23 protein-coding genes and 2 pseudogenes are annotated in these 25273 nt (G+C 62.2%); 17 read left to right on the top strand and 8 right to left on the bottom strand.

The features are described from left to right. The first annotated feature begins 38 nt into the window (after positions 1 to 38). Entirely contained in the window at positions 39 to 1496 is a 1458-nt protein-coding gene (locus LT42_RS02375; RefSeq protein WP_037009628.1) for a YncE family protein, read from the top strand. Between the two features lie 37 nt (positions 1497 to 1533). Here LT42_RS02375 and LT42_RS02370 read toward each other — a convergent pair whose 3' ends face one another. Beyond that, entirely contained in the window at positions 1534 to 2535 is a 1002-nt protein-coding gene (locus LT42_RS02370) for an oxidoreductase (RefSeq protein WP_037009626.1), read from the bottom strand. Between the two features lie 86 nt (positions 2536 to 2621). Between LT42_RS02370 and LT42_RS26400 the strand changes: the two are divergent. After that, positions 2622 to 3115, top strand: a pseudogene (locus LT42_RS26400) (cupin domain-containing protein); the annotation flags it as partial. Beyond that, positions 3107 to 3559 carry a helix-turn-helix transcriptional regulator gene (locus LT42_RS26395; protein ID WP_420806884.1) on the top strand — a complete coding sequence of 151 codons (453 nt, stop codon included), beginning with the start codon at positions 3107 to 3109 and terminating at the stop codon, positions 3557 to 3559. The pseudogene LT42_RS26400 and the gene LT42_RS26395, both read left to right, overlap by 9 nt. Here LT42_RS26395 and LT42_RS02360 read toward each other — a convergent pair. Continuing rightward, positions 3526 to 4092 (bottom strand): TetR/AcrR family transcriptional regulator, encoded by a 567-nt coding sequence (locus tag LT42_RS02360; RefSeq protein WP_037012800.1) that lies wholly within the window; start codon positions 4090 to 4092, stop codon positions 3526 to 3528. The genes LT42_RS26395 and LT42_RS02360 overlap by 34 nt on opposite strands. 186 nt (positions 4093 to 4278) lie before the next feature. Here LT42_RS02360 and LT42_RS02355 point away from each other — a divergent pair, with 186 nt between their 5' ends. The 3 genes from LT42_RS02355 (at position 4279) to LT42_RS02345 (ending at position 7241) form a co-directional block, all read left to right on the top strand. After that, complete coding sequence (locus tag LT42_RS02355) at positions 4279 to 4935, top strand: glutathione S-transferase (protein WP_208855898.1); 657 nt, start codon at positions 4279 to 4281, stop codon at positions 4933 to 4935. 164 nt (positions 4936 to 5099) lie between these two features. Then, complete coding sequence (locus LT42_RS02350; RefSeq protein WP_037009621.1) at positions 5100 to 6731, top strand: methyl-accepting chemotaxis protein; 1632 nt, start codon at positions 5100 to 5102, stop codon at positions 6729 to 6731. Positions 6732 to 6791: 60 nt separating this feature from the next. Further along, complete coding sequence (locus tag LT42_RS02345; protein WP_037009620.1) at positions 6792 to 7241, top strand: thiol-disulfide oxidoreductase DCC family protein; 450 nt, start codon at positions 6792 to 6794, stop codon at positions 7239 to 7241. A gap of 33 nt (positions 7242 to 7274) precedes the next feature. Here LT42_RS02345 and LT42_RS02340 read toward each other — a convergent pair whose 3' ends face one another. Then, complete coding sequence (locus LT42_RS02340) at positions 7275 to 8033, bottom strand: methyltransferase domain-containing protein (protein WP_037009617.1); 759 nt, start codon at positions 8031 to 8033, stop codon at positions 7275 to 7277. A gap of 454 nt (positions 8034 to 8487) precedes the next feature. Between LT42_RS02340 and LT42_RS02335 the strand changes: the two genes are divergently transcribed. The 8 genes from LT42_RS02335 to LT42_RS02300 all read left to right on the top strand — a co-directional run bounded on the left by LT42_RS02335 (position 8488) and on the right by LT42_RS02300 (position 16488). Next, a complete protein-coding gene (locus LT42_RS02335) occupies positions 8488 to 9402 on the top strand; it encodes an SGNH/GDSL hydrolase family protein (protein ID WP_037009613.1) in 915 nt (304 codons plus the stop codon). Positions 9403 to 9784: 382 nt separating this feature from the next. Beyond that, positions 9785 to 11161, top strand: coding sequence for an MFS transporter (locus LT42_RS02330; RefSeq protein WP_081955283.1), 1377 nt, complete (start codon positions 9785 to 9787; stop codon positions 11159 to 11161). Next, positions 11142 to 12071 carry a 2-hydroxyacid dehydrogenase gene (locus LT42_RS02325; protein WP_037009610.1) on the top strand — a complete coding sequence of 310 codons (930 nt, stop codon included), beginning with the start codon at positions 11142 to 11144 and terminating at the stop codon, positions 12069 to 12071. Before LT42_RS02330 ends, LT42_RS02325 begins: the two co-directional genes overlap by 20 nt. Positions 12072 to 12180: 109 nt before the next feature. After that, positions 12181 to 12972, top strand: a complete 792-nt coding sequence (locus LT42_RS02320) for an NYN domain-containing protein (RefSeq protein ID WP_037009608.1) — start codon at positions 12181 to 12183, stop codon at positions 12970 to 12972. A gap of 30 nt (positions 12973 to 13002) precedes the next feature. Beyond that, complete coding sequence (locus LT42_RS02315) at positions 13003 to 13251, top strand: hypothetical protein (RefSeq protein WP_037009606.1); 249 nt, start codon at positions 13003 to 13005, stop codon at positions 13249 to 13251. Between the two features lie 73 nt (positions 13252 to 13324). Then, on the top strand, positions 13325 to 14197 hold the full coding sequence (locus LT42_RS02310) for an EthD domain-containing protein (protein WP_052074965.1): 873 nt from the start codon (positions 13325 to 13327) through the stop codon (positions 14195 to 14197). Positions 14198 to 14401: 204 nt separating this feature from the next. After that, a complete protein-coding gene (gene tcuC / locus LT42_RS02305) occupies positions 14402 to 15700 on the top strand; it encodes an MFS transporter (protein ID WP_037009604.1) in 1299 nt (432 codons plus the stop codon). 11 nt (positions 15701 to 15711) lie between these two features. Further along, positions 15712 to 16488 carry a substrate-binding domain-containing protein gene (locus tag LT42_RS02300; RefSeq protein WP_037009601.1) on the top strand — a complete coding sequence of 259 codons (777 nt, stop codon included), beginning with the start codon at positions 15712 to 15714 and terminating at the stop codon, positions 16486 to 16488. Here LT42_RS02300 and LT42_RS02295 read toward each other — a convergent pair. Then, positions 16474 to 17382, bottom strand: a complete 909-nt coding sequence (locus LT42_RS02295; RefSeq protein WP_037009598.1) for a LysR family transcriptional regulator — start codon at positions 17380 to 17382, stop codon at positions 16474 to 16476. The genes LT42_RS02300 and LT42_RS02295 overlap by 15 nt on opposite strands. Before the next feature lie 251 nt (positions 17383 to 17633). Continuing rightward, a complete protein-coding gene (locus LT42_RS02290; RefSeq protein WP_037009596.1) occupies positions 17634 to 18260 on the bottom strand; it encodes a pyridoxamine 5'-phosphate oxidase family protein in 627 nt (208 codons plus the stop codon). Positions 18261 to 18423: 163 nt separating this feature from the next. Here LT42_RS02290 and LT42_RS02285 point away from each other — a divergent pair. Together LT42_RS02285 and chrA are read left to right on the top strand one after the other, a co-directional pair. Then, positions 18424 to 18564, top strand: a pseudogene (locus tag LT42_RS02285) (DUF2986 domain-containing protein); the annotation flags it as partial. Between the two features lie 113 nt (positions 18565 to 18677). Next, complete coding sequence (gene chrA / locus LT42_RS02280) at positions 18678 to 20036, top strand: chromate efflux transporter (protein ID WP_037009592.1); 1359 nt, start codon at positions 18678 to 18680, stop codon at positions 20034 to 20036. A 721-nt stretch (positions 20037 to 20757) separates the two neighbouring features. Here the strand turns inward: chrA and LT42_RS02275 are convergent. Then, positions 20758 to 21627, bottom strand: coding sequence for a nickel/cobalt efflux transporter (locus LT42_RS02275; protein WP_037009589.1), 870 nt, complete (start codon positions 21625 to 21627; stop codon positions 20758 to 20760). Positions 21628 to 21634: 7 nt separating this feature from the next. Continuing rightward, positions 21635 to 21976 (bottom strand): metal-sensing transcriptional repressor, encoded by a 342-nt coding sequence (locus tag LT42_RS02270; protein ID WP_037009587.1) that lies wholly within the window; start codon positions 21974 to 21976, stop codon positions 21635 to 21637. Between the two features lie 209 nt (positions 21977 to 22185). On the opposite strand from LT42_RS02270, the gene LT42_RS02265 reads away from it, so the two are divergent. Continuing rightward, on the top strand, positions 22186 to 23817 hold the full coding sequence (locus tag LT42_RS02265; protein ID WP_070356505.1) for a GGDEF domain-containing protein: 1632 nt from the start codon (positions 22186 to 22188) through the stop codon (positions 23815 to 23817). Between the two features lie 71 nt (positions 23818 to 23888). Here the strand turns inward: LT42_RS02265 and LT42_RS02260 are convergent, their stop codons facing one another. Beyond that, positions 23889 to 25157, bottom strand: coding sequence for a DUF2254 domain-containing protein (locus tag LT42_RS02260; protein ID WP_037009586.1), 1269 nt, complete (start codon positions 25155 to 25157; stop codon positions 23889 to 23891). Positions 25158 to 25273: the final 116 nt, after the last annotated feature.

Raw genomic sequence — 25273 nt, 5'->3', positions numbered from 1 at the left:
ATCGCTGACCCGACGCCACCCCCGGAAGGAACGAACCGATGAATGTCCCTCGCTTGCCACTCGCGCTGCTGACCAGCGCCCTGCTGACCGCCTCGATGTCGACTTTCGCCGGGCAAATCCCCGGCAAGGCCTCGGCCAGGGACATTCCGGTGTCCCATACCGACCGGGTGTACGCCGCCGAGCAGTTTTCCAACACGGTCTCGGTGACCGACCCGGTCGACAACAAGCTGCTTGGCGTCATCAGCCTTGGTGACCCGCAGCCCGGCAACCTGAGCCCGCTGTACAAGGGTGAAGTGCTGGTCCACGGGCTGGGCTTTTCGCCGGACCACAAAACCCTGGCGGCGGTGTCGATCGGCACCAACTCGGTGTCGTTCATCGACACCGAAACCAACACCGTGAAGCACAAGACGTACGTGGGGCGTGCGCCTCACGAGGCGTTTTTCACGCCCAACGGCAAAGAGGTCTGGGTGACCGTGCGCGGTGAGGATTACGTGTCGGTGATCGACGCGAAAACCTACGTGGAAAAAACCCGCATCAAGACGCCGGCCGGTCCCGGCATGCAGATCTTCTCGCCGGATGGTAAATACGGTTACGTGTGTTCGTCGTTCAATCCGGAAACCGTGGTGGTGTCCGTCGCCGATCACAAAATCGTCGGCCATGTGCAACAGGCCAGCCCGTTCTGCCCCAACATCGCGGCGTCGGCGGACGGCAAGCAGGTCTGGTTCACCCTCAAGGACGTGGGCAAAGCTCAGGTCTTCGAAGCGACGCCGCCGTTCAAGCTGCTCAAGACCCTGGACATCGGCCCGATTGCCAACCACGTCAACCTGGTCAACAACGCCAACGGCTCGTTCGCTTACATCACCGTGGGCGGGCTCAATGAGGTGCAGGTCTACCGCACCGACACCTTTGAGAAGGTGGCTACGATCGCCGTTGGCAACCTCCCCCATGGCGTATGGCCTTCGGGCGACGGCACCCGGATTTACGTCGGCCTGGAAAACGCCGATGCGTTCGCGGTGATCGACACGCTGAGCAACAAGGTCATTGCCACCATTCCGATCGGCCAGGCACCACAGGCGATTGCCTACGTGCCTAACGCGGTCGAGAAAGGCCCCGGCACCGATAACCTCAAACCGCTGGGTGTGGCCGGTCAGGCGGTGCACTTGACGCTCAACGCGGTGGGCAAGACCGCCGACCAGGCGCCGACCAGTGTCAGCCTGTTCAATCAGGGCCTGACCCAAGTGCTGCAAGCCGCCGTCACCGGTCTCGACCCCAAGCAGCCCTACACCCTGGCGCTGGCCGACAAAGCCGATGGCAGTGGCACGTTGCAACCGTTGGCCGGCTTCATGACCAACCCGGCCGGTTCGGCAATTGTCAACGCCATCGGGCCGATCCGTCAGATCGTGCAAAGCGAAGCGGCCGAGCAGCGCCGCTACCTGGTGATCGTGTCCGGCAAGCCGGAACAAACGGGCGGTCTGGTTCAGGTTCAGGCGCAGTAATCGGCCCGGTGGACTTGCATGAGCCGGCGGCAGGCCATTAAGCCGTAACGGTCAGGCCGGTCCACTGCTCGGACAGCGTCCACAGGCGTTCGGCAAGTTGTGGGTCAACGGCCCGGCTTGCCACGCCGGCCCGACCTGTACGCGGGTCGTTGGGGCCGGCGATGTTGCAGTCCTCGCAATACACGCCGCCTTTGCCGTCCAGTGCTCGGCTGGTCGCACACCACAGAACCGTGGCCGCACCCTGCTCTGGGGTTTTCAGGCCCGCCGCCGGGTCCAGCCGTTGATTGCCCTGCTCGTCCAGCACGCCGAACGCAGCGATCTCATCGGGGCTGAGGTGTCGGCTGAGGTCCGTGAGAATCTGTCCCGGATGCAACGAAAACCCGCGCACGCCATGCTTGCGGCCGCGGCCGTCGAGCGCGAGGGCAAATAACGCATTGGCGGTTTTCGATTGCCCATAGGCCACCCACTTGTCATAGGGGCAACGCTGAAAATCGATGTCCTCGAAGTCGATTCCGGCGATCTGATGGCCTCGCGACGACACCGAGATCACCCGCGCGTTGCCTGCGGCCGCCAGCGCCGGCCAGATTCCGCAGGTGAGGCGATAGTGCCCCAGGTGATTGGTCGCAAACTGGCCTTCGTGCCCGTCGATGTCGCGCATCAACGGCGAAGCCATGACCCCGGCGCAGTTGACCAACAGCGCGACCGCCTGCCCGTCCTCGACGACGCTGCGGCTGAACGCCTCCACCGAAGCGGGGTCGATCAAATCCATTTCACGCACCTCAACGTGTCCCGGACCGGGAATCCCTGCCAGAGCGGTACGGGCGCGACCCGCGTCTCTGGCGGCCACAATGACGCGAGCGCCTGCAGCGGCCATGTGTCGAGTGGTGATCAGACCAAGGCCGGAATGGCCACCCGTGACAATGACCAAGTGGCCAGTCAGGTCAATGCCCGCCATCACCTCGGCGGCGCTGCTGGCGGCGTTGAAGGACGTAGCGATGGGGTATTGAGCGGTCGTCGTGCAGGTCGTGGTACTGGTCATGGTGAAGTTCTCGGCGGAGTTTCGCGAGAGCGGATTGTTGGCTAAGCTCACCAGACGAACCAGCCAGATAAGTCCGAATTTCTGTCGTGATTATCCAGAACCCTCCTTCCGACCCGCTTTCAGACGTACTCGCCCTCGCCGGACTGCGCGCGGCCTGCTCCGTGCGCCTGCGCGCCGGTGGGGAATGGGCGCTGCGATTCCGGCCTATCGAACTGAAATTCAACGTCGTGCGTCGGGGTGAATGCTGGCTGCGAATCGAGAACACCCCCGCCCGCCTGATGCGCACCGGTGACTGCTTCGTGGTCTCCCGCACGCCCTTCATCTGGCGAGCGGCCCGGACATCGCGGCGGTAGACGCTGCGGCGGTGTTCTCGACGGCCAATGAGTCGGCGCGCTTCGGCGCTGGTGATGAGGTGGAGTTGCTGGGCGGCAGCGTCTCACTGGTTAGCCCCGGCGCCGTGGAGTTGCTCGACCTGCTGCCACCGGCGTTGATCATCCGGGCCGAAAGTGGCGCCGCCAGCTCGTTCGGCTGGCTGCTGGACGAGCTGGACCGGGAATGGCAATCGGGCCTGATGGCCGGTCAGGCGATGTGCAACGACCTGCTGCGACTGATATTCATACATGCCCTCAGGCACCACATCACGACGGCCGATGCGGCTGATCTGAAATGGCTCGGCGGGTTGCGTCATCCATCCATCGCACCAGTGCTGCGCGCCATTCACGGCGCGCCGGAGAAGAGCTGGAGCCTGGCTGAGCTGGCAAGCCTGGCGTGCCTGTCCCGATCCGGTTTTGCAGCGTTATTTAAAAGCGTGGTCGGTCAGGCGCCGGTGGAATACGCGACGCGCTGGCGTATGCAGGTCGCCGCGGCGCGTTTGCTCAACGGCGTGGACAGCGTGGCGACGGTTGCCGCAGCGTTGGGTTACTTATCCGACGCCGCGTTTGGCGCTGCCTTCCGCCGCGTTCATGGGCAATCGCCCGGACGCTATCGCCGTCAAACCGCCGGTATCAGCCCCGATTCACGATAGTCCTGAATCAGCGCGTCAAACAGGCTGATGTCGGACCGCGTACGGGCGATCAACTGCGCACCTGCGATGGCGGTGTAGATCGACAGCGCCCGACGCTCGCAGCGTTCGGCATCGCCGAGTCCGGCGGCCATCAGCACATCAGCGAGCCAGCGCACATTGACGTCAGCGAAGGCTTTGACCTCGCGGCGAATCTCGTCCGGCAGGTCTTCATGCTCGGCGGCCATGAAGCTGGACAGGCATAACCGGTTACCGTTTTCCAGCGAACTGCGAAATATCGACGGGTAGCGTTCAAGGCAGCGAAGCGGGTCGGGGTCGGCCTCGCGCATGTCCTCCAGCACCCGGGCGGTGTCCTGCCAGTAACGCGCGGCAACGGCAGCGCCCAGATCGGCCTTGCTCGGGAAGTGGTAGTAAATACTGGCATTCTTGATGCCCACCGTTTCACCGATGCTTCGGAAATTGATGCCGCTGTATCCGTGCAACTGCGCTGCGGTCTTGGCGGCGGCAAGGATGGCTTCGCGCGCGTTCACGCTCACGGTGTATTCCTCTTTGGATGGCTGAATGCCGGGCATCGTACACCAAACATCTATTACCTGCCAATTGACAGGTAGGGCTTGACAACGCCCATTGAGAAGATGATTATCAGCTCACCTACCAACTGACAGGCAGACAAACTGATGAGCACTCCCACTTCCCAATCCGACGTCGCGCAGATCCCGATGATGACCATCTACGACTGGTTCAACGGTCCCTACCCCGCTCGCGTCCGCATCGCCCTGGCGGAGAAAAACTTACTGGACCGTATCGAGTTCGTGCCGGTGAATCTCTGGAAGGGAGAGCACAAGAAGCCGGAGTTCCTTGCGATCAATTATTCCGGGACGCTGCCCGTGCTGGCGCTGGCCGACGGCACGTTGATTGCCGAATGCACGGCCATCACCCAGTACCTCGACTCCCTGGTCGGCAGCCCGGACCTGACCGGCGCGACGCCGGTGGAAAAAGGCCGTATTCACATGATGACCAAACGCGCGGAAATCGAATTTCTCGATGCGGTCAGCGTGTACTTCCACCACGGCACGCCGGGCCTGGGCCCTGAGGTCGAGCTGTACCAGAACGCCGAATGGGGCGACCGCATGCGCGATAAGGCGGTGCGCGGCATGCACCACTTCGACAGCGTCCTCAAGACTCAACCGTTCGTGGCCGGGGAAGCGTTTTCCATGGCCGACATCGCGGTGTTTGGCGGCATGATCTTCGCCTCGCTGGTCGAACTCGCCGTGCCAGCGGAGTGCACCGCTCTGCTGGAGTGGCATGCGCGGATGAATGAACGCCCCAGCGTCCAGGCATGGCGTGCCATGGTGGCAGCCGGCGCGCCACAGCTTTAAAAAGCGCTGCGGTCGCCGCCCTTGTCTGGGCGGCAACCGCAGCTGACGCACGTTGGCCGCGACCCAAATACTGCATTAGCCCCAAAAAGAGGACGGAGTGTCATCAAGCTGAACCGTTTCATGTCGATATCCCGGTGATTTCCTCACTTATGGACAGCCCCGACATGACCCTCAGACGCCTCAATATCGCCCCCCGCTCTTTGATCTGCTTTGGCTTTTTCGCCCTGCTGATCGCCGCCGTCGGACTGTTTTCGCTGCTGCAATCGTCGAAACTCAAGGACGCCCGGGACGCACTGCAGGACAACGTGCTGCCTACCCTTCTCACCATCGCTGACATCAAAGCCGATCTGCTGAACATCCGTCTGGGCAACTCCAGCCTGCGGGCGGCACAAAGCGCAGCCAGCACCGACGCCGCCCGCGCGCGCGTTACCCAAGGACGCGCGCAGCTCGAAAAGGACGTTCAACAACTGCGACCATTATTGATTTCCGAACGCGGCCTGAATGCCTACCAGCAGATGGAACGGGACATGCAGACCTATCTGGGCGTGCATGCGCGCTTCCTGGATGCCGTGGCGCAAAAGCGCGACGACGTTGTCGCTGCGCTGACCGAACCTGCCGGCGAGCAAACCCGCGCCGCCGACACCCTGGCCAAGGACATCGCTACCATTGCGCAGATGGCCAACGAAAAAATGCAGGCGTCGGATGTGGCCGCCGATGACAGCTACGTCCAGGCGCGCACCGTGATTATTGGCGCAATCGTGCTGGCACTGGTTGCCACCTTTGCCCTGGCGGCGCTGTTCACCCGCAGCCTGGTCGCGCCGATTGCCAAAGCCCTCGCAGTGGCCCAGGACATCGCCGGCAACGACCTGAGCAAAACCATTGTCGTCGACGGCTCCGATGAGCCGGGGCGTCTGTTGCAAGCGCTGTCGGTCATGCAGCAGAACCTGCGCCGCACGCTCTCGGAGCTGGGCCACTCGTCCAATCAACTGGCCTCGACTTCGGAAGAAATGACGGCAGTGACCGAAGAATCACTGCGCGGGGTTCAGCGCCAGAACGACGAGATCAACCAAGCCGCCACCGCTATCAATCAGATGAGCGCGGCGGTGGAGGAAGTTGCGCACAATGCTTCTCTGGCTTCAACGGCTGCCCGCGACTCCAGCGACTCGGCCGAGCACGGCCGCCTGCGCGTCAACGAAACCATTTCGGCCATCAACGAGCTGCACCAATCGGTGGGCAGCACGGCAGTCGAGATCAACGGCCTTGCCGGGCAGGTGCAGAACATCAGTGGCGTGCTCGACGTCATTCGCGGCATCGCCGACCAGACCAACTTGCTGGCGCTCAACGCCGCCATCGAGGCCGCCCGCGCAGGTGAGGCAGGACGCGGGTTTGCCGTGGTGGCCGACGAAGTGCGCGCGCTGGCGCATCGCACGCAACAGTCCACCGCCGAAATCGAAAAAATGATTGCCTCGATCCAGGGCGGCACGCAAAAGGCGGTGAACGCCATGGGCCAGAGCAGCGAACGCGCACGGGTCAGCCTGGACGTGGCCGGCGCTGCCGGGCGCGCATTGGCAGACATTCAGGCGGCCATCGTGTTGATCAACGAACGCAACGTCAGCATCGCCACCGCCACCGAGGAGCAAGCTCAGGTCGCGCGCGAAGTTGACCGCAACCTGACCAGCATTCGGGACCTGTCCCTGCAGACGTCCGCGGGCGCCCATCAGACCTCGGCAGCCAGCAGTGAGTTGTCACAACTGGCAGTGGGCCTGAACGGCCTGGTGATGCAATTCAGAACTTAAACGGATGGCGGGCATCGCACCCTCAAGCGATCATTACGCGTACTCAAAGGGGGTGGTCATATGGAGACTGTGAAATCGCAGCCCGGCAGGTTGGCAGCAGGCCGCGCCGTCGTGTTGTTCGACGGCACCTGCAAGCTGTGCAACGGCTGGGCGACATTCATCATCCAGCAGGACAAAGAACGTCGCCTGACGCTGTCGGCCGTGCAATCGCCCGAAGGTCAGGCGTTGCTGAAATGGGCGGGCCTGCCGCAGGACGCGTTCAATACCATCGTGTTGGTGGAGGACGACCGCTTCTACGTTCGCTCGGATGCCATGTTCAGGATCATCGCCCACCTGCCGGCACGCTGGCACTGGCTGCTGCTGGGGCGGGTCTTTCCAAAAGTGATCCGCGACTGGCTGTACGACAGGATCGCGCTGAACCGCTACAGGATTTTCGGTCGCTACGATGCGTGTCGATTGCCCCCGGCAGATCATGCCGAGCGCTTTCTGACCAGGGACGCGTTGAAATAGCGTACTCAAGTATCGGGGGCTGTGGAGCCCGCCTTACTCAGCGGGCTTGCGCGCCCAGGCACCGAATATAACGTCACCGATGTAGATCCCGGCTGACTGAGTGCGCTCTTCATCGAGCCGCTGCTGCAGGGTGTCGATGTCGACCTCTTCAGCCGTCGCCACGCCCAGCGTGATGATTCTCGGCAAGCAGGCGCGCACGATGTAAGCCAGGGCATAGGGGTTGTCGGGGGTCTGCACGATGCATTCGGCGCGCACGTTTTCCACGGCCAGACCGGCCTTGCTCAGGATGCCGTGAAGGTGGAAGCCGATGTGCAGGTCGGCGCCTTCGCGGGCGATCATGTCGCGCAACCAGCCCTGGGCCTGGCGATGCAGAGCAAAACCGTCGAGGCTGGCCGGGACCATCGTGGTGTCATGCTCCTGGAACACCATGATGCCGCCGGGGCGTAGCAATCGGGCCAACGCCGTCGCAGCGGCCACGGTGTCGGGCTGATACATGAGCACGCGGCGGCCGACAACCGCGTCAAACGTCCCCAGCGACGCCGGCACATCGAGCAGCCCGCTCTGCACGAACGTGGGCGCCGCCAGCTGCCCGTCGCCTACCCTGCCGCGCGCCGTCGCAAGCGCCGCGCCATCGTGATCGATCCCGACAACCTCGCCCTGCGCACCGACCAGGCCGCTCAACAGAAACGCCACGTCCCCCACTCCGCAGCCCACGTCCAGCACTCGCATCCCTGGGCCAATGCCGGCATCAATCAGCAGGCGGGTGGTGAAATCGGGTTGGGCAGTCGTCATGGGCAGCGCTCCTTGAAAGTGCGCGGGAGTCTGCGCCAGGGTGGGTTTGGGCGCAATGACGCCGCTTGCACTCGTTCCTCCCGCCTGCACTTCAGGCGGACCTGCCGGCAACTGATCGGTCGTCGCGGCAGGGTTGGTTATGTACCTCTGTCGAGAAAGCGGCTGTATGGCCAATCAATGTTCAGCGGCTGAAGTGCCGTCTTCGCGAGCAAGGTGGAGCGCCACCCCGGTCACCCCAACAGGGACGGTGTTCACTGCGTGGCAAGGAAGCCTGGACGCCGGCGTGGTTCACCGTGGTCTCTGGAACTGTCCCTGTCGGAAGTCGACTTTAATCCGCCACCTACCTGTCGCGAACAGGACAGATTGCGCGCACTCGAATAAACGCAGGTCGCTGCCGTCGCATGACCAAAGCTTCGGCGGATGTAATCTGGAATGACACACTGGGAGACTTTCAATGACTCGACGCGCTTGCCTGGCTGCTCTATTGGTACTGACTGCATCAACGGCGTTCGGCGCCCCGGTTTACGATCATCTTTATGCTTTCGGTGACAGCTACTCTGACAATGGTGCAGGTGAAAACTTCACCCGAACATTGGCCTCCCGGAAGGTCAAGGATGCGCTGGAGTTACCCGGCTCCTTATATTGGAGGGGACGCTGGAGCAACGGTCCCACTGCGGTAGAACATTTGGCCGAAGCCTTGAAAACACCCTTGACCGACTACGCAATTGGCGGCGCAAAAAGCGGTAACGGCAACTACTACTCCTGGATGGAACCTTCCCGCAACACTGGAGTTTTCGGTCAGATCGCTGATCATCTGAAAGCCGCCGAGGCACACAAAGCGGACCCGAATGCGCTCTATTTCATTTTCACCTCGGCCAATGACTTTTTTGAATGGGCGGACTTCTCGCGGACAGAGTCGATAGACGCGCTTGCCCAGACAAGCGTGGCGAACATACAGAAGGCCACCGCGTCGCTGATTGAAGCAGGCGCGAAGCACGTGATGGTGGTGGGAACTACGGATTTAAGTCATGTGCCGGCTGTGGTCCAGGGCAATCAAGCGACGAGTGCGAAGGCATACCAGGAAATACTCGAACAGAAACTTCCAGCGGCGCTGAAGACACTGGCTAAAACTCGTCACGTCGCCATCAGCTACTTCGACCATCTGGCCTTTAGCAACACGCTCCGAGCCGCACCTGATGTTGCGGGGTTCAAGGAGCTCGATGCCCCATGTCAGGTCACCTATCCGGACGCCGGGCCCGTGTGTGAAACCCCTGACACTCATTACTACTGGGATGAATGGCACCCGACTCGAAAAGTTCACAGCCTGGCCGCGGTCGCCATGCTCAAAACACTGGACGCCAGCCGTTGAATTTCGCTGTGAGATCAGCTCCGGTATGCGCGTTATTGATCCCCTGCCTGCCAACAGAGCCAGCATCCAAGGTCGCTCCCGAGCCCGTCGGGGCGAGCCTGCTCGCGAATGTTTCTTCTCAGTCTGCATAGGCAGTGGCCGAATTCCTCGAGCCGTTCATGAGCGCGCCCTCTTCCATTTGGGTGGTTGCAGGAGCCTGACACAGGCGGCTCTGAATAGATCGACACGACCACCGGTCAGGTCCGCTGCGCTGGCCAAAATCCCGAAGTATAGGGTCACCAATTATCCCTATATATGGGACGACGAATCACATATTGAGGTATCCGCACAGGTCGTCTAAGGTGGGGCTTCTTCGCATTCCATAAAAACAACAGGAAGTCCCATGCCCCAGCCATTTCTGGATTCGGGCCTGCACGCCAGCACGATGAAGCGGCTCAACCTCAAGTTGATTCCGTTTCTGATGCTGCTGTACATGGTCGCGTACATCGACAAGTCGAACATTTCCGTCGCTGCATTGCAGATGAATGCCGAGCTGGGCCTGACCGCTCGCATGTATGGCATCGGCGTGGGCCTGTTCTTTCTCACCTACATCCTGCTCGAAGTGCCCAGCAGCGTCATTCTCACGCGGGTTGGGGCGCGGCGCTGGATCGCGCGGATCATGATCACCTGGGGCATCGTTGCGGCAGGCATGGCGTTCGTGCAAAGCGCGAATCAGCTCTACGGCATGCGTCTATTGCTGGGCGCCGCCGAGGCGGGGTTCACGCCGGGAATCATCTATTACCTGTCGCAGTGGTACCCCAAGACCGACCGGGCCAAGGCCATGTCGTTCTTCTACATCGGGGCTGCGCTGGCGTCGGTGATTGGCCTGCCGCTGTCCGGGGCCTTTTTGCATCTGGACGGTTATTTCGGCGTGAGCGGCTGGCGCTGGCTGTTTTTGCTGGAGGGGCTGCCGGCCGTCATCCTCGGGATCGTCGTGCTGCGCTACTTGCCGGATTCGCCGCAAAGCACCCACTGGCTGCAGGCCGATCAGAAAGAGTGGCTGAGCCGCACTATCGCCGCCGAGCAGGCGAACTCGCCGATTTCCCATCATGCCGCGTGGCAGACCGCGTTTCGCAGCAGGCAGGTGTGGCTGCTGAGCCTGTTCTGGCTGCTGCAGGCATTCGGCACGATTGGCATCACACTGTTCCTGCCACTGATCGTCAAGTCGGTGTCCGGTCAGGAATCGTTTACCGTCAGCGTGCTGTCGGCGCTGCCCTTCCTGTTTGCCTGCGTGTTCATGTACTTCAACGGCACCCATTCGGACCGCAAGGGTGAGCGCGGCTGGCACCTGGCGTTGCCGTTGATGGCGGCCGGTATCTTGCTGGCGCTGGCGGTGATGACCAGCAACCCATGGCTGGCGTACGCCTTGCTGGTGGTGGCAGTGGGTCTGAACTGGGCGGCCACGCCGGTGTTCTGGGCCACCACCACCGAATACCTGTCAGGCGCCGCCGCTGCCGCCTCGATCGCGCTCATCAACTCCATCGCCAACATTGCAGGTCTTGGCCTGCCGCCAGTGATGGGCTGGATCAAGGACGCCACGCAAAGTTACGACTACGCCCTGCTGCTGGTGTCCGCAGCGCTGCTGGCCGGGGGTGTGCTGGGGCTGTTTCTTGCCCGCGCGCCGCGTCCGGCACCGCGAGGTACGGCCGCCACTGCCGCCATGGCAGATGCCACTACCACTCACACACCCCGAGGTCTGGATGAAGCCAAGGCTCCTTAAAATCGCCCGTTTACCGGCCATGCTCGACGAAGCGCTGCACGCGGCCTACGAGGTCGTGGAGGCCGATCAGGATGGCACCGGCATCGGCCCCGCCACCGCCGATCTCCGCGCGATGGTCGCCAACGGCGAATCGACGGTCAGCCGTGAGCTGATCGAAAGCCTGCCGGCACTGGAAGTCATCGTGGTGTTTGGCGTGGGCTATGACGGGGTCGACGTGGACGCAGCGCGCCAGCGTGGCATCCGCATCACCCACACGCCGGATGTCTTGACCGAAGACGTGGCGGATTTCGCCATGGCGTTGATGCTGGGCATCGCGCGAAACCTGCGGGTGGCCGACCGCTTTACCCGCTCCGGCGCCTGGGCAGACGGCCCCATTGCGTTTAGCCGCAAAGTCAGCCGAGCGCGTCTGGGGATCATCGGGCTGGGCCGCATTGGCGCAGCCATTGCTCGCCGGGCGGAGGGCTTCGACATGGCGATTGCCTACACCGGCCGCCGCCCTCAGGACGTCGCGTTCACCTATTACGCCTCGGTCGTCGAACTTGCAGCGGCAGTGGACTTTCTGGTCGTGGCAGTCGGTGGCAGCGCCAGCACCCATCACCTGGTGGACGCTCGCGTACTCGAGGCGCTGGGCCCGCAGGGCTACCTGATCAACGTCGGGCGTGGCAGCGTGGTGGACGAACAGGCCCTCGCGCAGGCGCTGGCCGAGGGGCGTCTGGCGGGCGCTGCACTGGACGTCTACGAAAACGAGCCGCACCCCGCGCCGCCGTTGCTGGCGATGGACAATGTGCTGCTGACCCCGCACATGGCCAGCGCCACCTGGGACACCCGCCGCGCCATGTCGGACCTGGTCATGGCCAATCTCGATGCCTGGCGTACCGGCACCGACTTGCCTACGCCCGTGCCGCACTAGCGCAGCGTTGCGCGGGTGCGAATGCGGGTGGGAATGATCCGCGCGCCGCGCAAGACGGGATTCATCGAGTGTTTGGCGGTATGGTGTGGCTTTTGCGCAAGGAAGATTCATGGCCACGCCTATCTCCACTCACGCTCAAAAGCACCTCGCGGTGTTGATCGACGCCGACAACGCCCCCGCCGCTATCGTCGAGGGGCTGTTTGAAGAGATCGCCAAGTACGGCGTCGCCAGCGTCAAGCGTATTTACGGCGACTGGACGGGCCCGCAATTGGGCGGCTGGAAGAAGGTGCTGCTCGATCATTCGATTCAGCCGATCCAGCAATTTGCCTACACCAAGGGCAAGAACGCCACCGACAGCTCGCTCATCATCGACGCGATGGACCTTTTGTACACGCGGCGCTTCGACGGGTTTTGCCTGGTCTCCAGCGACAGCGATTTCACGCGGCTGGCGTCACGTCTGCGCGAGGAAGGCCTGACCGTGATCGGCTTCGGCGAGGAGAAAACGCCACGCCCCTTTGTTGCCGCCTGCGACAAATTCATTTACATCGAACTGCTGCGCGAGGACGCCATCGCCGTCAGCACCGAACAGAGTGTTGACCCCCAGGCCCAGGCCGACGTGCTCAAGCCTGCAGCGACTGAAACGGCGAAACGGCCGAAAGCGCCCATCAGCTTTATCGCCAAGATACTCGACGACATCGCTGACGAGGACGGCTGGGTCCAGCTCGGTGCGTTGGGCACCAACATCACCAAGCTGCGGCCGGAGTTCGACCCACGCACCCACGGTTACAAAAAACTCAGTGACCTCATCAAGGGTTTTCCGCAAGCCTTCGAGTTGCAGGCCAGACCCGCTTCGGGCGGCTCGGCGGTGATGTACGCCAGGCACAAGCAACCCGGCAAATAACGCCTTTACCTTCTCATTCCGGAGTTCGTCATGCCTGATTACCTCGTTGACTATCGCTACAACGGCGAGCCACGCAGCCACCGATTCGACCTGAACGCGCCGCAGCTGTCGGTGGCCGACGCGGCGATGCACCTGCTCCAGCTGCATTTCGGCGACAGCGAAAACAGCCTGATCATGCCCAACGCCGATGCGTCGCCGGATCAAGTCGTCGAACAGGCCGGCCAACTCGGTCTAACCGACATCAAAGTGACCCATGCGGCCACCGGGGAGCCCCGCTAAATTGCTTTGAACCCTGCCGCGGCACCTGCATCGGATCACTACGACTGATTATTTCCCGAATGACAGGTGCCGCATGATCGAATTCAACAGCTACACGACCGTCAAAAGGCGCGAACGCGTGCCCCACGAGGTGTTTGCGCACTACTGGCGTGACGTGCATGGCCCGCTGTGCTCGCGACTGCCCGGCCTGGGCTTGTACATCCAGCACCACTTCTCGCGGGAACAGGACGCTCATCTCTGGCCGCTGGCTGAGGGCATCGAGACCCTTCAGGACTACGAACTCGACGGCGGCGTGGAGATCGGATTCGAGTCCGCCGCCGACCAGAAGGTGTTTCAGGAGGCCAGCCCGATTCTGTTCTCGGACGAGCAGAACATGTTTGATGAAACCCTGGCCTACGCCCTGCCCCAAGGCTCGATGACGCTGACCAATGCGCTGGCTGACGAGCGGTTCAACGGCACCGATACGTTCGACCGGATTCACGTGCATTTCAGCCCGCGCGAGGCGCTGACACAGTTGCACGGCTATTTGGAATCCGATCTGGGACCGCTGCTGGCAGGCTCGGACGACGTGGTCAAAGTGTGCCTGCACCTGTGCGAACCGTTCGAGAATGACGGCCAGCACCCGCCGGCCCCAAACGTCGCGCATTTCGCCAACGACGCGCGCGCAGAGCTGGCGATCATGGAGATTGCCTTCCGCACGCCGCTGGCCCGTCGGCGTTTTTTCCAGAGCGATGTATTTCAGAACACCTTGCCCAAGCAGGCGCAACACATCGCCCAGCTCAAGGCGTTTGCGGTCTCCGGCCTCTACACCTACGTGCGCGACAAATCGTTGACCACGGCCGGCCTGCGCGGTAGCCGCGCCGCGGAGCTCATTGAATATCTGGGCGCGGTTAACCAGGTCGCGCCGGATGTCGAAGCACTGATGCTCAACGGGACGCTGGCGTAACAGCGCCTCAAGACGGCAGCCGCTCACTGCGGCTGCCGACTACCCCCACGCAATCCTGTGCTACCAACGCGAACCACCCACGCCAGGATTGATCTGATCCATGCATCAATGGATGAAAAAATAACGATTATCGCCATCTGAAAATTGCCACAGAATCTCCAGTTACAAGCGCTTACAAACTCAAAAAAAACGCTGGAGAACACTATGCATCAGCCGCCACGCCAGGCCTCCTCCGGGAAGTCCAGGGCCGGGATGGTCTTCCGGGTCACGTCCGGAAACTTCCTGGAACAGTTCGACTTCTTCCTCTTCGGCTTCTACGCCACCCAGATCGCCGCCGCCTTCTTCCCCGCCACCAATGAGTTCGCCTCGTTGATGATGACCTTCGCCGTGTTCGGTGCGGGCTTCCTCATGCGGCCGCTGGGCGCCGTGTTGTTGGGTGCCTATATCGATGACGTCGGGCGCCGTCGTGGCCTGATCGTGACGCTGGCAATCATGGCCAGCGGCACCTTGCTGATCGTCCTCGTCCCTGGCTACGCCTCAATAGGCTTGTGGGCGCCCGCGCTGGTGTTGCTGGGCCGGCTGCTGCAGGGCTTTTCCGCAGGTGCGGAAATGGGCGGCGTGTCGGTTTATCTGGCCGAGATGGCGACGCCGGGCCGCAAAGGCTTCTACGCCAGTTGGCAGTCCGCCAGTCAACAAGTGGCTATCGTGGTGGCCGCCGCGCTGGGCTACACCCTCAACCAATGGCTGGCGCCTGCCGAGCTGTCGGCGTGGGGCTGGCGCATTCCGTTCGCCGTTGGTTGCCTGATCATCCCGTTCATCTTCCTGCTGCGCCGCAGCCTTGAGGAAACCGAGGAGTTCACCACGCGCAAGCACCGGCCGACCATGAAAATGGTTTTCAGCACGCTGTTCAGCAACGCCAGCGTGGTCATCCTCGGCATGCTGATGGTGGCGATGACCACCACCGCGTTCTACATGATCACCGTGTACGCGCCGACCTTCGGCCGCTCCGTGTTGCAACTGAGCACCAGCGATGCGCTCATCGTCACGCTGCTGGTGGGCGTGTCGAACTTCATCTGGCTGCCCATCGGCGGCGCACTCAGTGACCGGCTGGGGCGTAAACCGCTGCTGTTGTCGATGTCCCTGCTGACCCTGCTGACGGCCTATCCGGCGCTGTCGTTTCTCGCCCAGGCGCCAACCTTCGCGCACATGCTCGAAGTGCTGCTGTGGTTCTCGTTCCTCTACGGTATTTACAATGGCGCGATGATTCCGGCGCTGACCGAGATGATGCCGGTGGAAGTGCGTGTGGCCGGTTTCTCCCTGGCCTACAGCCTGGCCACGGCCATCTTCGGCGGCTTTACCCCGGCCATTTCGACCTGGCTTATCCACCTGACGGGCGACAAGGCTGCCCCGGCGTACTGGATGATCTTCGCTGCTTTCTGCGCCTTTACCGCGACGTTGATGCTGTACCGCCGTCTCGCCGCCCAATCACTGGCTACTGCCTGAAGGACGTCATTATGAATGCCCTGTTCAAACATCTCTCCGTCCTGGCCCTCGCCTGCTGCGCGTATGGCAACGTTGCACAAGCGCAGGAGCTGACCGTCATGACCTCGGGCGGCTTCACCGCGGCGTATCAACGCCTCGGCCCGCAGTATGCCGAGCACAGCGGTAACACGCTAAAAACCGTCCTCGGCCCGTCCATGGGCAAAGCCGCCGAGGCGATACCCAACCGCCTCGACCGGGGCGAGCACGCCGACGTGGTGATCATGGTCGGCTACGCGCTGGATGACCTGATCATGCAGGGCAAGGTCGACGCCGGCAGCCGTGTAGAACTGGCCGATTCACGCATCGGCATGGTCGTCAAAGCGGGCGCGGACGAGCCCGCCATCGGCACCGATACGGAGCTGAAAAACACCTTGCTGGCGGCCAAGTCAGTGGCGTATTCAGACAGCGCGAGCGGCGTGTATATCGAGAAGGAGCTGTTCAAAAAGCTCGGCATCCAGCAGCAGCTCGCGCCTAAAGGCAAAATGATCGAGCGCATTCCCGTCGCGTCTGTCGTCGCCAAGGGCGACTACCAGCTAGGCTTCCAGCAGGTGGCCGAGCTGCTGCCCGTGCCGGGCGTGACCTTCGTCGGCAAAATCCCGGAGAATGTGCAATCGGTCACGCGCTACGCCGCTGGTATCCCGAAGAATGCCGATCACCCGGCTGAAGCGAAGCAATTGCTGGACTTCCTGTCGTCCCCCGATGCCCAGGCCAGCGTTCGCCAAACCGGGCTGGACTCAGTCCCTCGGTAAGGTACCGGGCAGCGCACGAATGCGCTGCTCCAGTTCCAGAGCCGCAGGCGTCAACGTGCGCCCGCGGCGCTTCAACAGGCCCATGTGCCTGACCACCTCCGGTTCGATCAACGCCACGCTCGCCAGGATCGGATGAGGCGAGAGCGGCATGGCAATCGACGGCACCGCAGCAATCCCCAATCCCGCCTCGATCAGCCCGAGCACCGTGGTCACGTGCCGCGCTTCACACACGCTTTCCTTGCCCATTTTCAGACCCGCCAGCGCACGGTCCAGCACCAGACGGTTGCCCGAGGATTTGTCGAGGGTGATGTGCTCGTATTCGTAGGCTTGCGCCCAGGTGACGACGTCGCGTGTGGCCAGGGGATGGTCGCGACGACAGGCAATCACGTAGCGCTCTTCCAGCAACGCACTGAACTCGATTTCCGGTGCCAGGTTGCCGGTGAAGCCCACACCGAAATCCGCTTCGCCGGAAGCCACGGCGGCGCTGACCTCATTGGCTGACGCGTCGATCAGCCTGATTTTAATCAGCGGAAACTGCCCATGGAAACTGCGGATGGCATGGGGCATGAAGTAATACGCCGCCGAAGGCACACAAGCGATGGTCAACGTGCCCCTGCGAGTGGCCCCGCCGTCGCCGATGCTGAGCAGTGCCAGGTCGAGGTCATCGAGCAGCCGTTCCACTTGCGGCAGGAATGCGCGACCGACATTGGTCAGCGACACCTTGCGCGTGGTCCGCTCGAAGAGCTTCACGCCTAACGCCGATTCGAGTTTTTCGATACGCCGGCTCAGGGCCGACTGGGTGATACGGATGGAATCCGCCGCGCGGCGAAAGCCTTCCTTCTCCACCACGGCACGAAAAGCCTGAAGGTCGTTGAGGTCAAAGTTGATATTCACGGCGGCCCGTCGCGTTGATCGAAGATGAGCATCAATGGTAGGGCGGAAGCTGTCATCGGGCCACCCCCAGGATCAACGTCACAACTGCGAATACCGTTCAACCTGTGGGAGTGAGCTTGCTCGCGAAGTCGCCCGTTCAGCCGACGCATCTCTGCGATCAGGACATCGCTTCGTCAGCACGCTCAGCCCCACTGTTGCACCGCGCGCAAGAGCGGGTCCTCTTCCCGTCTTGGGTGCTCCGATTCCGCCGGTCAGTACAGCGTGTCGGCGATCCTTCCCGGTAGCGCCTTGTCGTACGCCTCGCCATCGATGGCGGCCTGAGAGACCGCTTTGAGAATTTGCCCGGCGGTTGGCAGCGCACTTCGCGGCACGTGCCGGGATGAATCCCAGAGTCCGGCGCGGATGACCGCCCTGCTGCACTGAAAGTAAACGCTGCTCACCGTGACCCGAATCACCGACTTCGGCGGCTTGCCGTCCACCGCGAATCGGGCCAGCAGGTCAGGCGCGATACAGATGTGCGCCGTGCCATTGACTCGCAGCGTCTCGCCCACGCCCGGCACCAGAAACAGCAGCGCAACCCGAGGGTCCTCAATGATGTTGCGCAGCGTATCAATGCGGTTGTTGCCGCGACGGTCCGGCAAATACAGGGTGTGGCTGTCGTGGATATGCACGAAACCCGCCTGATCGCCCCGGGGTGAGGCGTCCAGCCCCCCCGCGCCGGAGGACGCAAGCACAACGAAGGTCGAGGCCTCGATAAATGGCCGATACACGGGGTGAATGTGGTCGACCTCTTTGACCAGTGACGGCGCGGCGATGGGGCCATACAAGGCTTCGAGCGCCTGCAGGGTTGTGACGGGCGAGCTGTCTTCAAAGTCCATCGTGGGGCTCCAGGCGAATGGTCGAGCAAGCGCGGTCGGCTCCGCGTGGTGTTTCATAACCGCTGGGCGCCCCCTTGCCAAGGACTGTGTGGAAGATTTGTCGCTGATCTGATTCACTGCCCGCACTTAAACCGTCACGCATCTGCACACCGGGTAACCAGGCATGAACCGTCGCAAGAAACTCAACCAGATTTTGAAGGCCAACGCGAAAAAGGCGAGCGCCAAGCTGGCGCCGAAGAACAAGTCCACCTACGTCAGCAAAGCCGACCGTCTCAAGCTCGCCACCGAAGCGGCGGTTGAACCTGATGCTATCGCCGCCCCAGCTGGTTCGGCTAGCAACAACGAGGCAGAGGCTGGCTTGGCGGATAAAAAGGTCTGACACTCGCCCTCGCCTGCGCCATGAAAGAGCATTCGCCCATGAGCGGCACATTGAAGCCGGAGCCTGAAGAGGAGCTGTCCACCCCTGCCCCCGTCAGTTTGCGTACGGCATTCTGGTTCTGGCTGAAGCTTGGCTTTATCAGCTTCGGCGGCCCGGCCGGGCAAATCTCGATCATGCACCAGGAGCTGGTGGAGCGCCGACGCTGGATTTCCGAGCGCCGGTTTCTGCATGCACTCAACTACTGCATGGTCTTGCCGGGGCCTGAAGCCCAGCAACTGGCGACGTACATTGGCTGGCTGATGCACCGGACAAAAGGCGGCGTGATCGCCGGCGCGCTGTTTGTGCTGCCCTCGCTGTTCATTTTGATCGCACTGTCGTGGCTCTACATCGCGTTTGGCGAACTCCCCGTCGTGGCCGGGTTGTTTTACGGGATCAAGCCCGCCGTCACGGCCATTGTGCTGCAAGCGGCTCATCGGATCGGCTCGCGCGTGCTGAAAAACAACGGGCTATGGGCCATTGCTGCAGCCTCGTTCACCGCTGTCTTTGCCTTCAATGTTCCCTTCCCGCTGATCGTGCTGGCGGCTGCGCTGGTGGGCTATCTGGGCGGTCGATGGGTGCCGGAGATGTTCAGGGACGGCGGGCACGCCGCGGCGAACGCATCCTTTGGCCCGGCCCTGATCGATGACCATACGCCGCCACCGGACCATGCGCGCTTTACGTGGCTCAGGCTCACATACCTCGGTGCCGCAGGCGTCGTGTTATGGGTATTGCCCATGGCGGTCCTGACCGCACTCTTCGGTTGGGAGGGCACACTCACGCAGATGGGCTGGTTCTTCACCAAGGCTGCGCTGTTGACGTTCGGCGGTGCGTACGCGGTGCTCCCCTACGTTTACCAGGGCGCGGTCAGTCACTATGGCTGGTTGACGCCGACGCAGATGATCGATGGCCTGGCGCTCGGCGAGACCACGCCGGGCCCACTGATCATGGTGGTGGCCTATGTCGGATTCGTCGGGGCCTATGTCCTGCACGTCTTCGGGCCGGAGCAGGCGTTTGTTGCAGGGGCCGTCGCTGCCGCGCTGGTGACCTGGTTCACCTTCCTGCCGTCTTTTCTGTTCATCCTCGCCGGTGGGCCGCTGGTGGAATCGACCCACAATGAGCTCTCCTTCACCGCCCCGCTGACCGCCATCACTGCCGCCGTGGTGGGTGTGATTCTCAATCTTGCCTGCTTTTTCGGCTACCACGTGCTTTGGCCCAACGGCTTCAGTGCAGGACTTGAGTGGCCGTCCTTGCTGATCGCCATTGGCGCAGCGGTCGCCCTGTTTCGCTTCAAGCGCGGGGTGATCACGGTGTTGCTGGGATGCGCCGCGGCAGGGCTGTGTGTCCACCTGCTGCGCTGACGCCTTCCCGGCTAAAGCCGGTCCTACAACAGCGGCGCGTTTACTTAGTAGGACCGGCTTTAGCCGGGAATGCCGGCGGCGGCACACTGCACCGAGGCGTGGCAACCGACGCCTTCCCGGCTGAAGCCGGTCCTACCCGGTATGCGCGGTGTCAGTGGGACCGGCTTCAGCCGGGAAGAGGCCTGTTTGAACACCATCGATTCTGTGGCATGACGACTAACGCCTTCCCGGCTAAAGCCAGTCCCACTGAAGGCACTCGGTGTGCCCGTGGGACCGGCTTCAGCCGGGAAGAGGCCTGTTTGAACGCCATCTATTCCGAGGCATGGCGACTGACGCCTTCCCGGCTAAAGCCGGTCCCACTGAAGGCACGCGGTGTGCCAGTGGGACTGGCTTCAGCCGGGAAGAGGCCTGTTTGAACGCCATCTGTTCCGAGGCATGGCGACTGACGCCTTCCCGGCTAAAGCCGGTCCCAGTGAAGGCACGCGCGGTGTGCCCGTGGGACCGGCTTCAGCCGGGAAGAGGCCTGTTTGAACGGCATCGATTCTGTGGCAAGACGACTGACGCCTTCCCGGCTGAAGCCAGTCCCACAGAAGGCACTCGGTGTGCCCACCCCACTGAAGGCATCCGGTCTGCCTGGGTCCACTGGAAGGACGCGCGGTGTCAGTGACACCGCGCACGCTGCACTAAGGATATTCAGCCCCTGTACCGCTGCGACAGGTGCCTAAACGTTCAGCCCGATCCAGCCGTGCACGCCCACGTACACACCGACTGCAATGATCAACACGCTGGACAAGTAAGGCGCCCGACGTGCCAAGGCACTCAACCAGGGCCAGCGGCTGGAGGCTTTACGGGCCCCGACGGCTGCGGCAACGCCGACGGTGACCAGCGTGAGGGCCAGGCCGATGCTGAAACTCAAGACCAGCATCCCGCCCAGCGCGACCTCCTTCACCTGAAGACACAGCAACAGCACGGTGATGGCGGCCGGGCATGGAATGAGCCCGCCCGTCAGGCCGAAGACGATGATCTGGCCGGTGCTGACCTTACGCTGGGTGAAGCGCTTGCGGATGTCGTCGGCGTGGGCGCGCTCGTGGGCGTCCTGATAGCCATCCGCAGACAGGGCCGCGTCCATCGGATGGGTGCCGTCATGATGGTCATGATGGTCATGATGAGGGTCATGGTCATGGTCATGGTCATGGTCATGGTCATGGTGATGATGACCGCCCGCGTGCTCCACGGTGAACATCCGTTCCCCACGCCACGTTCGCCATAGCATCCATAGCGCAATGGCGATGATCAGGGCAGCGGACGCAAGCTGGAAGTATGGCTCGGTGGTCTGCGCGTCCAGCCCTGCACCCAGATACATGCCGCCGATAGCCACCAGCCAGACCACCGCGGTGTGCGACAACGTCGCGGCCAGGCCCAGCAGGATGGCCTGTTTCACCGTGCCCCGGACCGCCACGATAAAGGCTGCCATCATGGTTTTGGAATGGCCGGGCTCCAGGCCGTGCAAGGCACCCAGCAGGATAGCGCTCGGGAAGTACAGCCAGGCATGAGCCCCGCCCTGTTGCAGCAGTTCAGCGAAATTGGGCATGACAGACCTAGAGGTATTTGGTGATTTGTTTGAAGGCTTCCAGTGGCCCGCGCTCGCCATTGCCCAAGGACGCAACGGTGTCTTCAAGGCAATGGTCGATGTGATCCTGGATCAGCGTCCGTTTGGCCTGGCACACGGCTTTTTCCACCGCGTGCAGCTGTTGCGCGATGTCCACGCACTCACGGCCTTCTTCGATCATGGTGATGATGCTGCGCAAGTGGCCGTCAGCGCGTTTGAGGCGCTTGATGATCGCCGCGTGGCTCTGGTGGACATGGGGATGGGTATCGGGGTAAACATGGCCATGAGCAAGGGAATCGGGATGCGCACTTTTGTGGTCGTGATCGCTCATGAAGAAGCCTCGGGTTCGACAGTAATGGCCGGCATCCTATCCCCCCAGGGGGGATATTTCAATCTGGCAAACCGCACTTTTTGAGGGGCGTCCAACTGACTGTCGGCGTGGGCTGGCAATGAGTCGCTCAAGAAACCCCTCACGCTCGCCGATAGCGTAATCAAGAATGCCAGGGATCGAAGGCGTTTGATCCTGCCGGGCGATCTATCATGCAGCTGCTCCCCTTCCAAAGCCTGCGAGCGAAATTCGCAGTGTTCGTCGCGCTTTCCGTGTTGGTGATTACCTGCATCTTCGGCACGGTCATTGGCGCATCAGCAATCTCAAGGCACAAAGAGCAGACCGGACACCAGCTCGCGGAATACGCCGCCTCGATGATTGACCGTCTGGATCGCGACATGCACAGCCGCGCCAAGGAGCTCAGCGTTCTCAGCGCGCTGGAAGCGCTGCGCAACCCCGACAACGTTGCCCAGGCTCGCAGCCTGCTCAACCACCTCAACGCGCAGTTCCCCAGCTATTCGTGGATCGGCCTCACGGATGCCCAAGGCACGGTGGTTGCGTCAACCGGCCGCCTGCTGGAAGGTGCCAGCATCGCGCACCGTCCTGTGTTCATGGAGGGGCAGGACAAGACGTTCATTGGCGACGTGCACGAAGCCGTCATGCTCGCAAAACTCTTGCCCAACCCATCGGGCGAAGCCATGAAGTTCGTCGATATCAGCATGCCCGTGCTGGACACCGCGGGTAAATTCATGGGAGTCCTGGGCACACACCTGTCCTGGCAATGGGCCGCCGAGATTGGCCGGACTATGTTTGAACCCTTGAAGAAAAGCCTCCCGGAGCTTGAATTTCTGGTCGTCAGCAGAGACGGCATTGTCTTGCTCGGCCCCAAGCAACTGATCGGTAAACCAAGCGAAGCCAGCATCCACCACAACAGCGAAAACCACTGGACGGTCAGCCAGTGGCAGGACGGCAAAACCTACGTGTCAGGGTTTGCCGGAAGCGCCGGCATTGATGGCTATGCAGGACTTGGCTGGACGGTCGTGACGCGGCAACCCGCCTCTGTCGCGTTTGCCGAGGCCAACGGACTGCGCGCGGAAATCCTGCTGTGGGGCAGCCTGTTGTCCATCGCGTTTGCCGTGATGGGCTGGTTTGTCGCCGGGGTCATCACGCGCCCCCTTAACCAGATCGCCGACGCAGCGACGCGCCTGAGCGAGGGTGCGGACGTCGATATACCGCTGGTCAAAGGCAGCCTGGAAGTTGAAAAGCTGAGCATGGTGATTCGCCATCTGGTGGAAAACCTGACTCAGAAAAAAGGCCAGCTGGCGCTGATCAAAGGCGTGGCGTACCGCGACACCGTGACCGGTCTTCCCAACCGGGCAGCACTGGAAAACTACGTCGAGGGCCTGCAGAACGAAGCCGGTCAACAGCCTGCCTTCGGCGTGCTGTGCCTGGACCTGGACGGCTTCAAACCGGTCAATGACAACTTCGGTCATGCGGTCGGAGACGCCCTGCTCCACTCGGTCGGCCTGCGACTCTCCGCCACCGTGCGCGATGGCGACATTGCGGTGCGCCACGGCGGGGATGAGTTCGTCCTGCTGCTGCGATTGAAGGCCGGCGAGTCACTGGAGAGTATTCAGAGCGCGGCGCAACGCATCCTCAAGAAGATTGCAGAACCGGTCACCCTCGCCGGCCAGGTGATCAGAGTGGGCTGCAGCATCGGCGGTGCGTTGTGGACCGAAGGCGATTTCGCCAATGCGCTGGGCCAGGCGGATGAAGCGCTGTATCGGGCCAAGCGAGCCGGCAAATCCCAAGCGCAGTTTCATCGGGTCGAGGAACCTGCATAACGCTTAGCCGCCGAGAGTCACACCGCAGGGGTATGAAAGAGCGCGATAAAAAACGCCATTTATTAAGTGATTCACACCCTCGAAGCCGCAACGCACGCTCTCAACCGCACCTTGTCTGCATCAAGCGTCATGGCCGCCTCCGCCCGTTCAAGAATGACGGCCATGTGACGCGCGCATACGGCGGCGTACAACGCCGGACTGCAGCGTGCCAGGCTGGCGAGCGCTTTGACCAGACGGATATTCACCTCCAGCAGCGCTGCGCCGTCGCGCGCAATCGGCGAGAAGAAGTCTTCAAACATGTCCTCCACGGACAACCCGCGCACATGCACGCAATTACACCGTGTTTCAGGCCTTTGCAGCGTGACCGACCTCGCCTGTGCGTTGAAGGCGCGGATGCCCCTGCCTATGACGTCGATTGCTGTGCCGGGATCGTTCACGGCGGGCGAAAGCGCTCTGGACGCGATTTCGGACAGGACTGCCAGCCCGAAGCGCGGATCGTGCTCGAAGGTTCTGCGAACGCCAATAGTGATGGCCGAAAGGATTTGCGCCACCTCAGACTCACCCAGCGGCTCGGCGCCTGCTCTCACTATCCGGGCCAGCAACTCGCCCTCGTTGACAAAGCTGCCAGGCAACACCTCGAGATAAATCAGCGCCGCACATTTTTGTGCAAACGCTTCCAGCGCGGTCACGTCGATATGCTGCACATAGCCGACTTCGCGGCTGCCGATCTCCGCGCTCGGCAGCGCCGGCTCCTGTTGATCAGGGTAGGCGCAGCCGCCCAGGTAAGGCAGCTGGCACCGATCCATCAGGGCACTGATGGTAGCGTCTTCGACCCGGTCAATCGTCTCGCCGACCCGACCCAGCCTGGAAAGGTGATCAATCCATCGCAGCAGGGTGTAGACAATCAGAACCACCACTGCGAGCGTCACTGCGAACAGGATGACCCTGCCCTGCGCACCGTAGGCGCCGGTGCTCAGCGCAATGATGCCAACCAGGCTGAACAGGAACGAGCCAATGAAGGTGGACAGAGCGTTCTGGGTGGTGGTGTCTTCCATGACCAGGGTGGTGGCGCGTGGGGTAGTGCCCGTGCTGGCTGCTCCATAGGCCGTGACCATGGTACTGAGCGAAAACGTGGTAACGGCGAGCATGCTGGACGCGATGATGCCGAGAATCTTGTCGACGGCATCAGCGCCTATCTTGCCTGGCAGATCTATCGGAATGTGGTCCCTGAGGACGACAGCCAGCAATGCCGTCACAACGCCCAGCAGGGAAAACAGTCCCGCCCTGAACCACAGACGTTTGGTCGTCCGAACCAACAGCCATTGCCACCGAGCGATCATCGCACTATTCCTTTTTGAGGCGCAGGAACCGCCAGGACGACGGGTCGGCAGCGTAACCGGGTTGCGCCTTCCGGCACCCTAGATGGAGTGGTAGCAGGGAGCGAAGGTTCAAATGC

The organism is Pseudomonas lutea, from assembly GCF_000759445.1.
GTDB classification, from domain to species: Bacteria; Pseudomonadota; Gammaproteobacteria; order Pseudomonadales; family Pseudomonadaceae; genus Aquipseudomonas; species Aquipseudomonas lutea.
Note: the sequence above shows the minus strand (reverse complement) of the source record. Positions and strands in the feature narration are given on the sequence as shown.

Coding starts and splice junctions, on each gene's coding strand:
- chrA (WP_037009592.1), top strand. CDS start 18,678: ATGAGCGGCACATTGAAGCCGGAGCCTGAAGAGGAGCTGTCCACCCCT.
- tcuC (WP_037009604.1), top strand. CDS start 14,402: ATGCATCAGCCGCCACGCCAGGCCTCCTCCGGGAAGTCCAGGGCCGGG.
- LT42_RS02335 (WP_037009613.1), top strand. CDS start 8,488: ATGACTCGACGCGCTTGCCTGGCTGCTCTATTGGTACTGACTGCATCA.
- LT42_RS02265 (WP_070356505.1), top strand. CDS start 22,186: ATGCAGCTGCTCCCCTTCCAAAGCCTGCGAGCGAAATTCGCAGTGTTC.
- LT42_RS02270 (WP_037009587.1), bottom strand. CDS start 21,976: ATGAGCGATCACGACCACAAAAGTGCGCATCCCGATTCCCTTGCTCAT.
- LT42_RS02325 (WP_037009610.1), top strand. CDS start 11,142: ATGAAGCCAAGGCTCCTTAAAATCGCCCGTTTACCGGCCATGCTCGAC.
- LT42_RS02275 (WP_037009589.1), bottom strand. CDS start 21,627: ATGCCCAATTTCGCTGAACTGCTGCAACAGGGCGGGGCTCATGCCTGG.
- LT42_RS02260 (WP_037009586.1), bottom strand. CDS start 25,157: ATGATCGCTCGGTGGCAATGGCTGTTGGTTCGGACGACCAAACGTCTG.
- LT42_RS02290 (WP_037009596.1), bottom strand. CDS start 18,260: ATGGACTTTGAAGACAGCTCGCCCGTCACAACCCTGCAGGCGCTCGAA.
- LT42_RS02355 (WP_208855898.1), top strand. CDS start 4,279: ATGACCATCTACGACTGGTTCAACGGTCCCTACCCCGCTCGCGTCCGC.
- LT42_RS02310 (WP_052074965.1), top strand. CDS start 13,325: ATGATCGAATTCAACAGCTACACGACCGTCAAAAGGCGCGAACGCGTG.
- LT42_RS26395 (WP_420806884.1), top strand. CDS start 3,107: ATGGCCGGTCAGGCGATGTGCAACGACCTGCTGCGACTGATATTCATA.
- LT42_RS02330 (WP_081955283.1), top strand. CDS start 9,785: ATGCCCCAGCCATTTCTGGATTCGGGCCTGCACGCCAGCACGATGAAG.
- LT42_RS02375 (WP_037009628.1), top strand. CDS start 39: ATGAATGTCCCTCGCTTGCCACTCGCGCTGCTGACCAGCGCCCTGCTG.
- LT42_RS02320 (WP_037009608.1), top strand. CDS start 12,181: ATGGCCACGCCTATCTCCACTCACGCTCAAAAGCACCTCGCGGTGTTG.
- LT42_RS02315 (WP_037009606.1), top strand. CDS start 13,003: ATGCCTGATTACCTCGTTGACTATCGCTACAACGGCGAGCCACGCAGC.
- LT42_RS02350 (WP_037009621.1), top strand. CDS start 5,100: ATGACCCTCAGACGCCTCAATATCGCCCCCCGCTCTTTGATCTGCTTT.
- LT42_RS02340 (WP_037009617.1), bottom strand. CDS start 8,033: ATGACGACTGCCCAACCCGATTTCACCACCCGCCTGCTGATTGATGCC.
- LT42_RS02345 (WP_037009620.1), top strand. CDS start 6,792: ATGGAGACTGTGAAATCGCAGCCCGGCAGGTTGGCAGCAGGCCGCGCC.
- LT42_RS02370 (WP_037009626.1), bottom strand. CDS start 2,535: ATGACCAGTACCACGACCTGCACGACGACCGCTCAATACCCCATCGCT.
- LT42_RS02300 (WP_037009601.1), top strand. CDS start 15,712: ATGAATGCCCTGTTCAAACATCTCTCCGTCCTGGCCCTCGCCTGCTGC.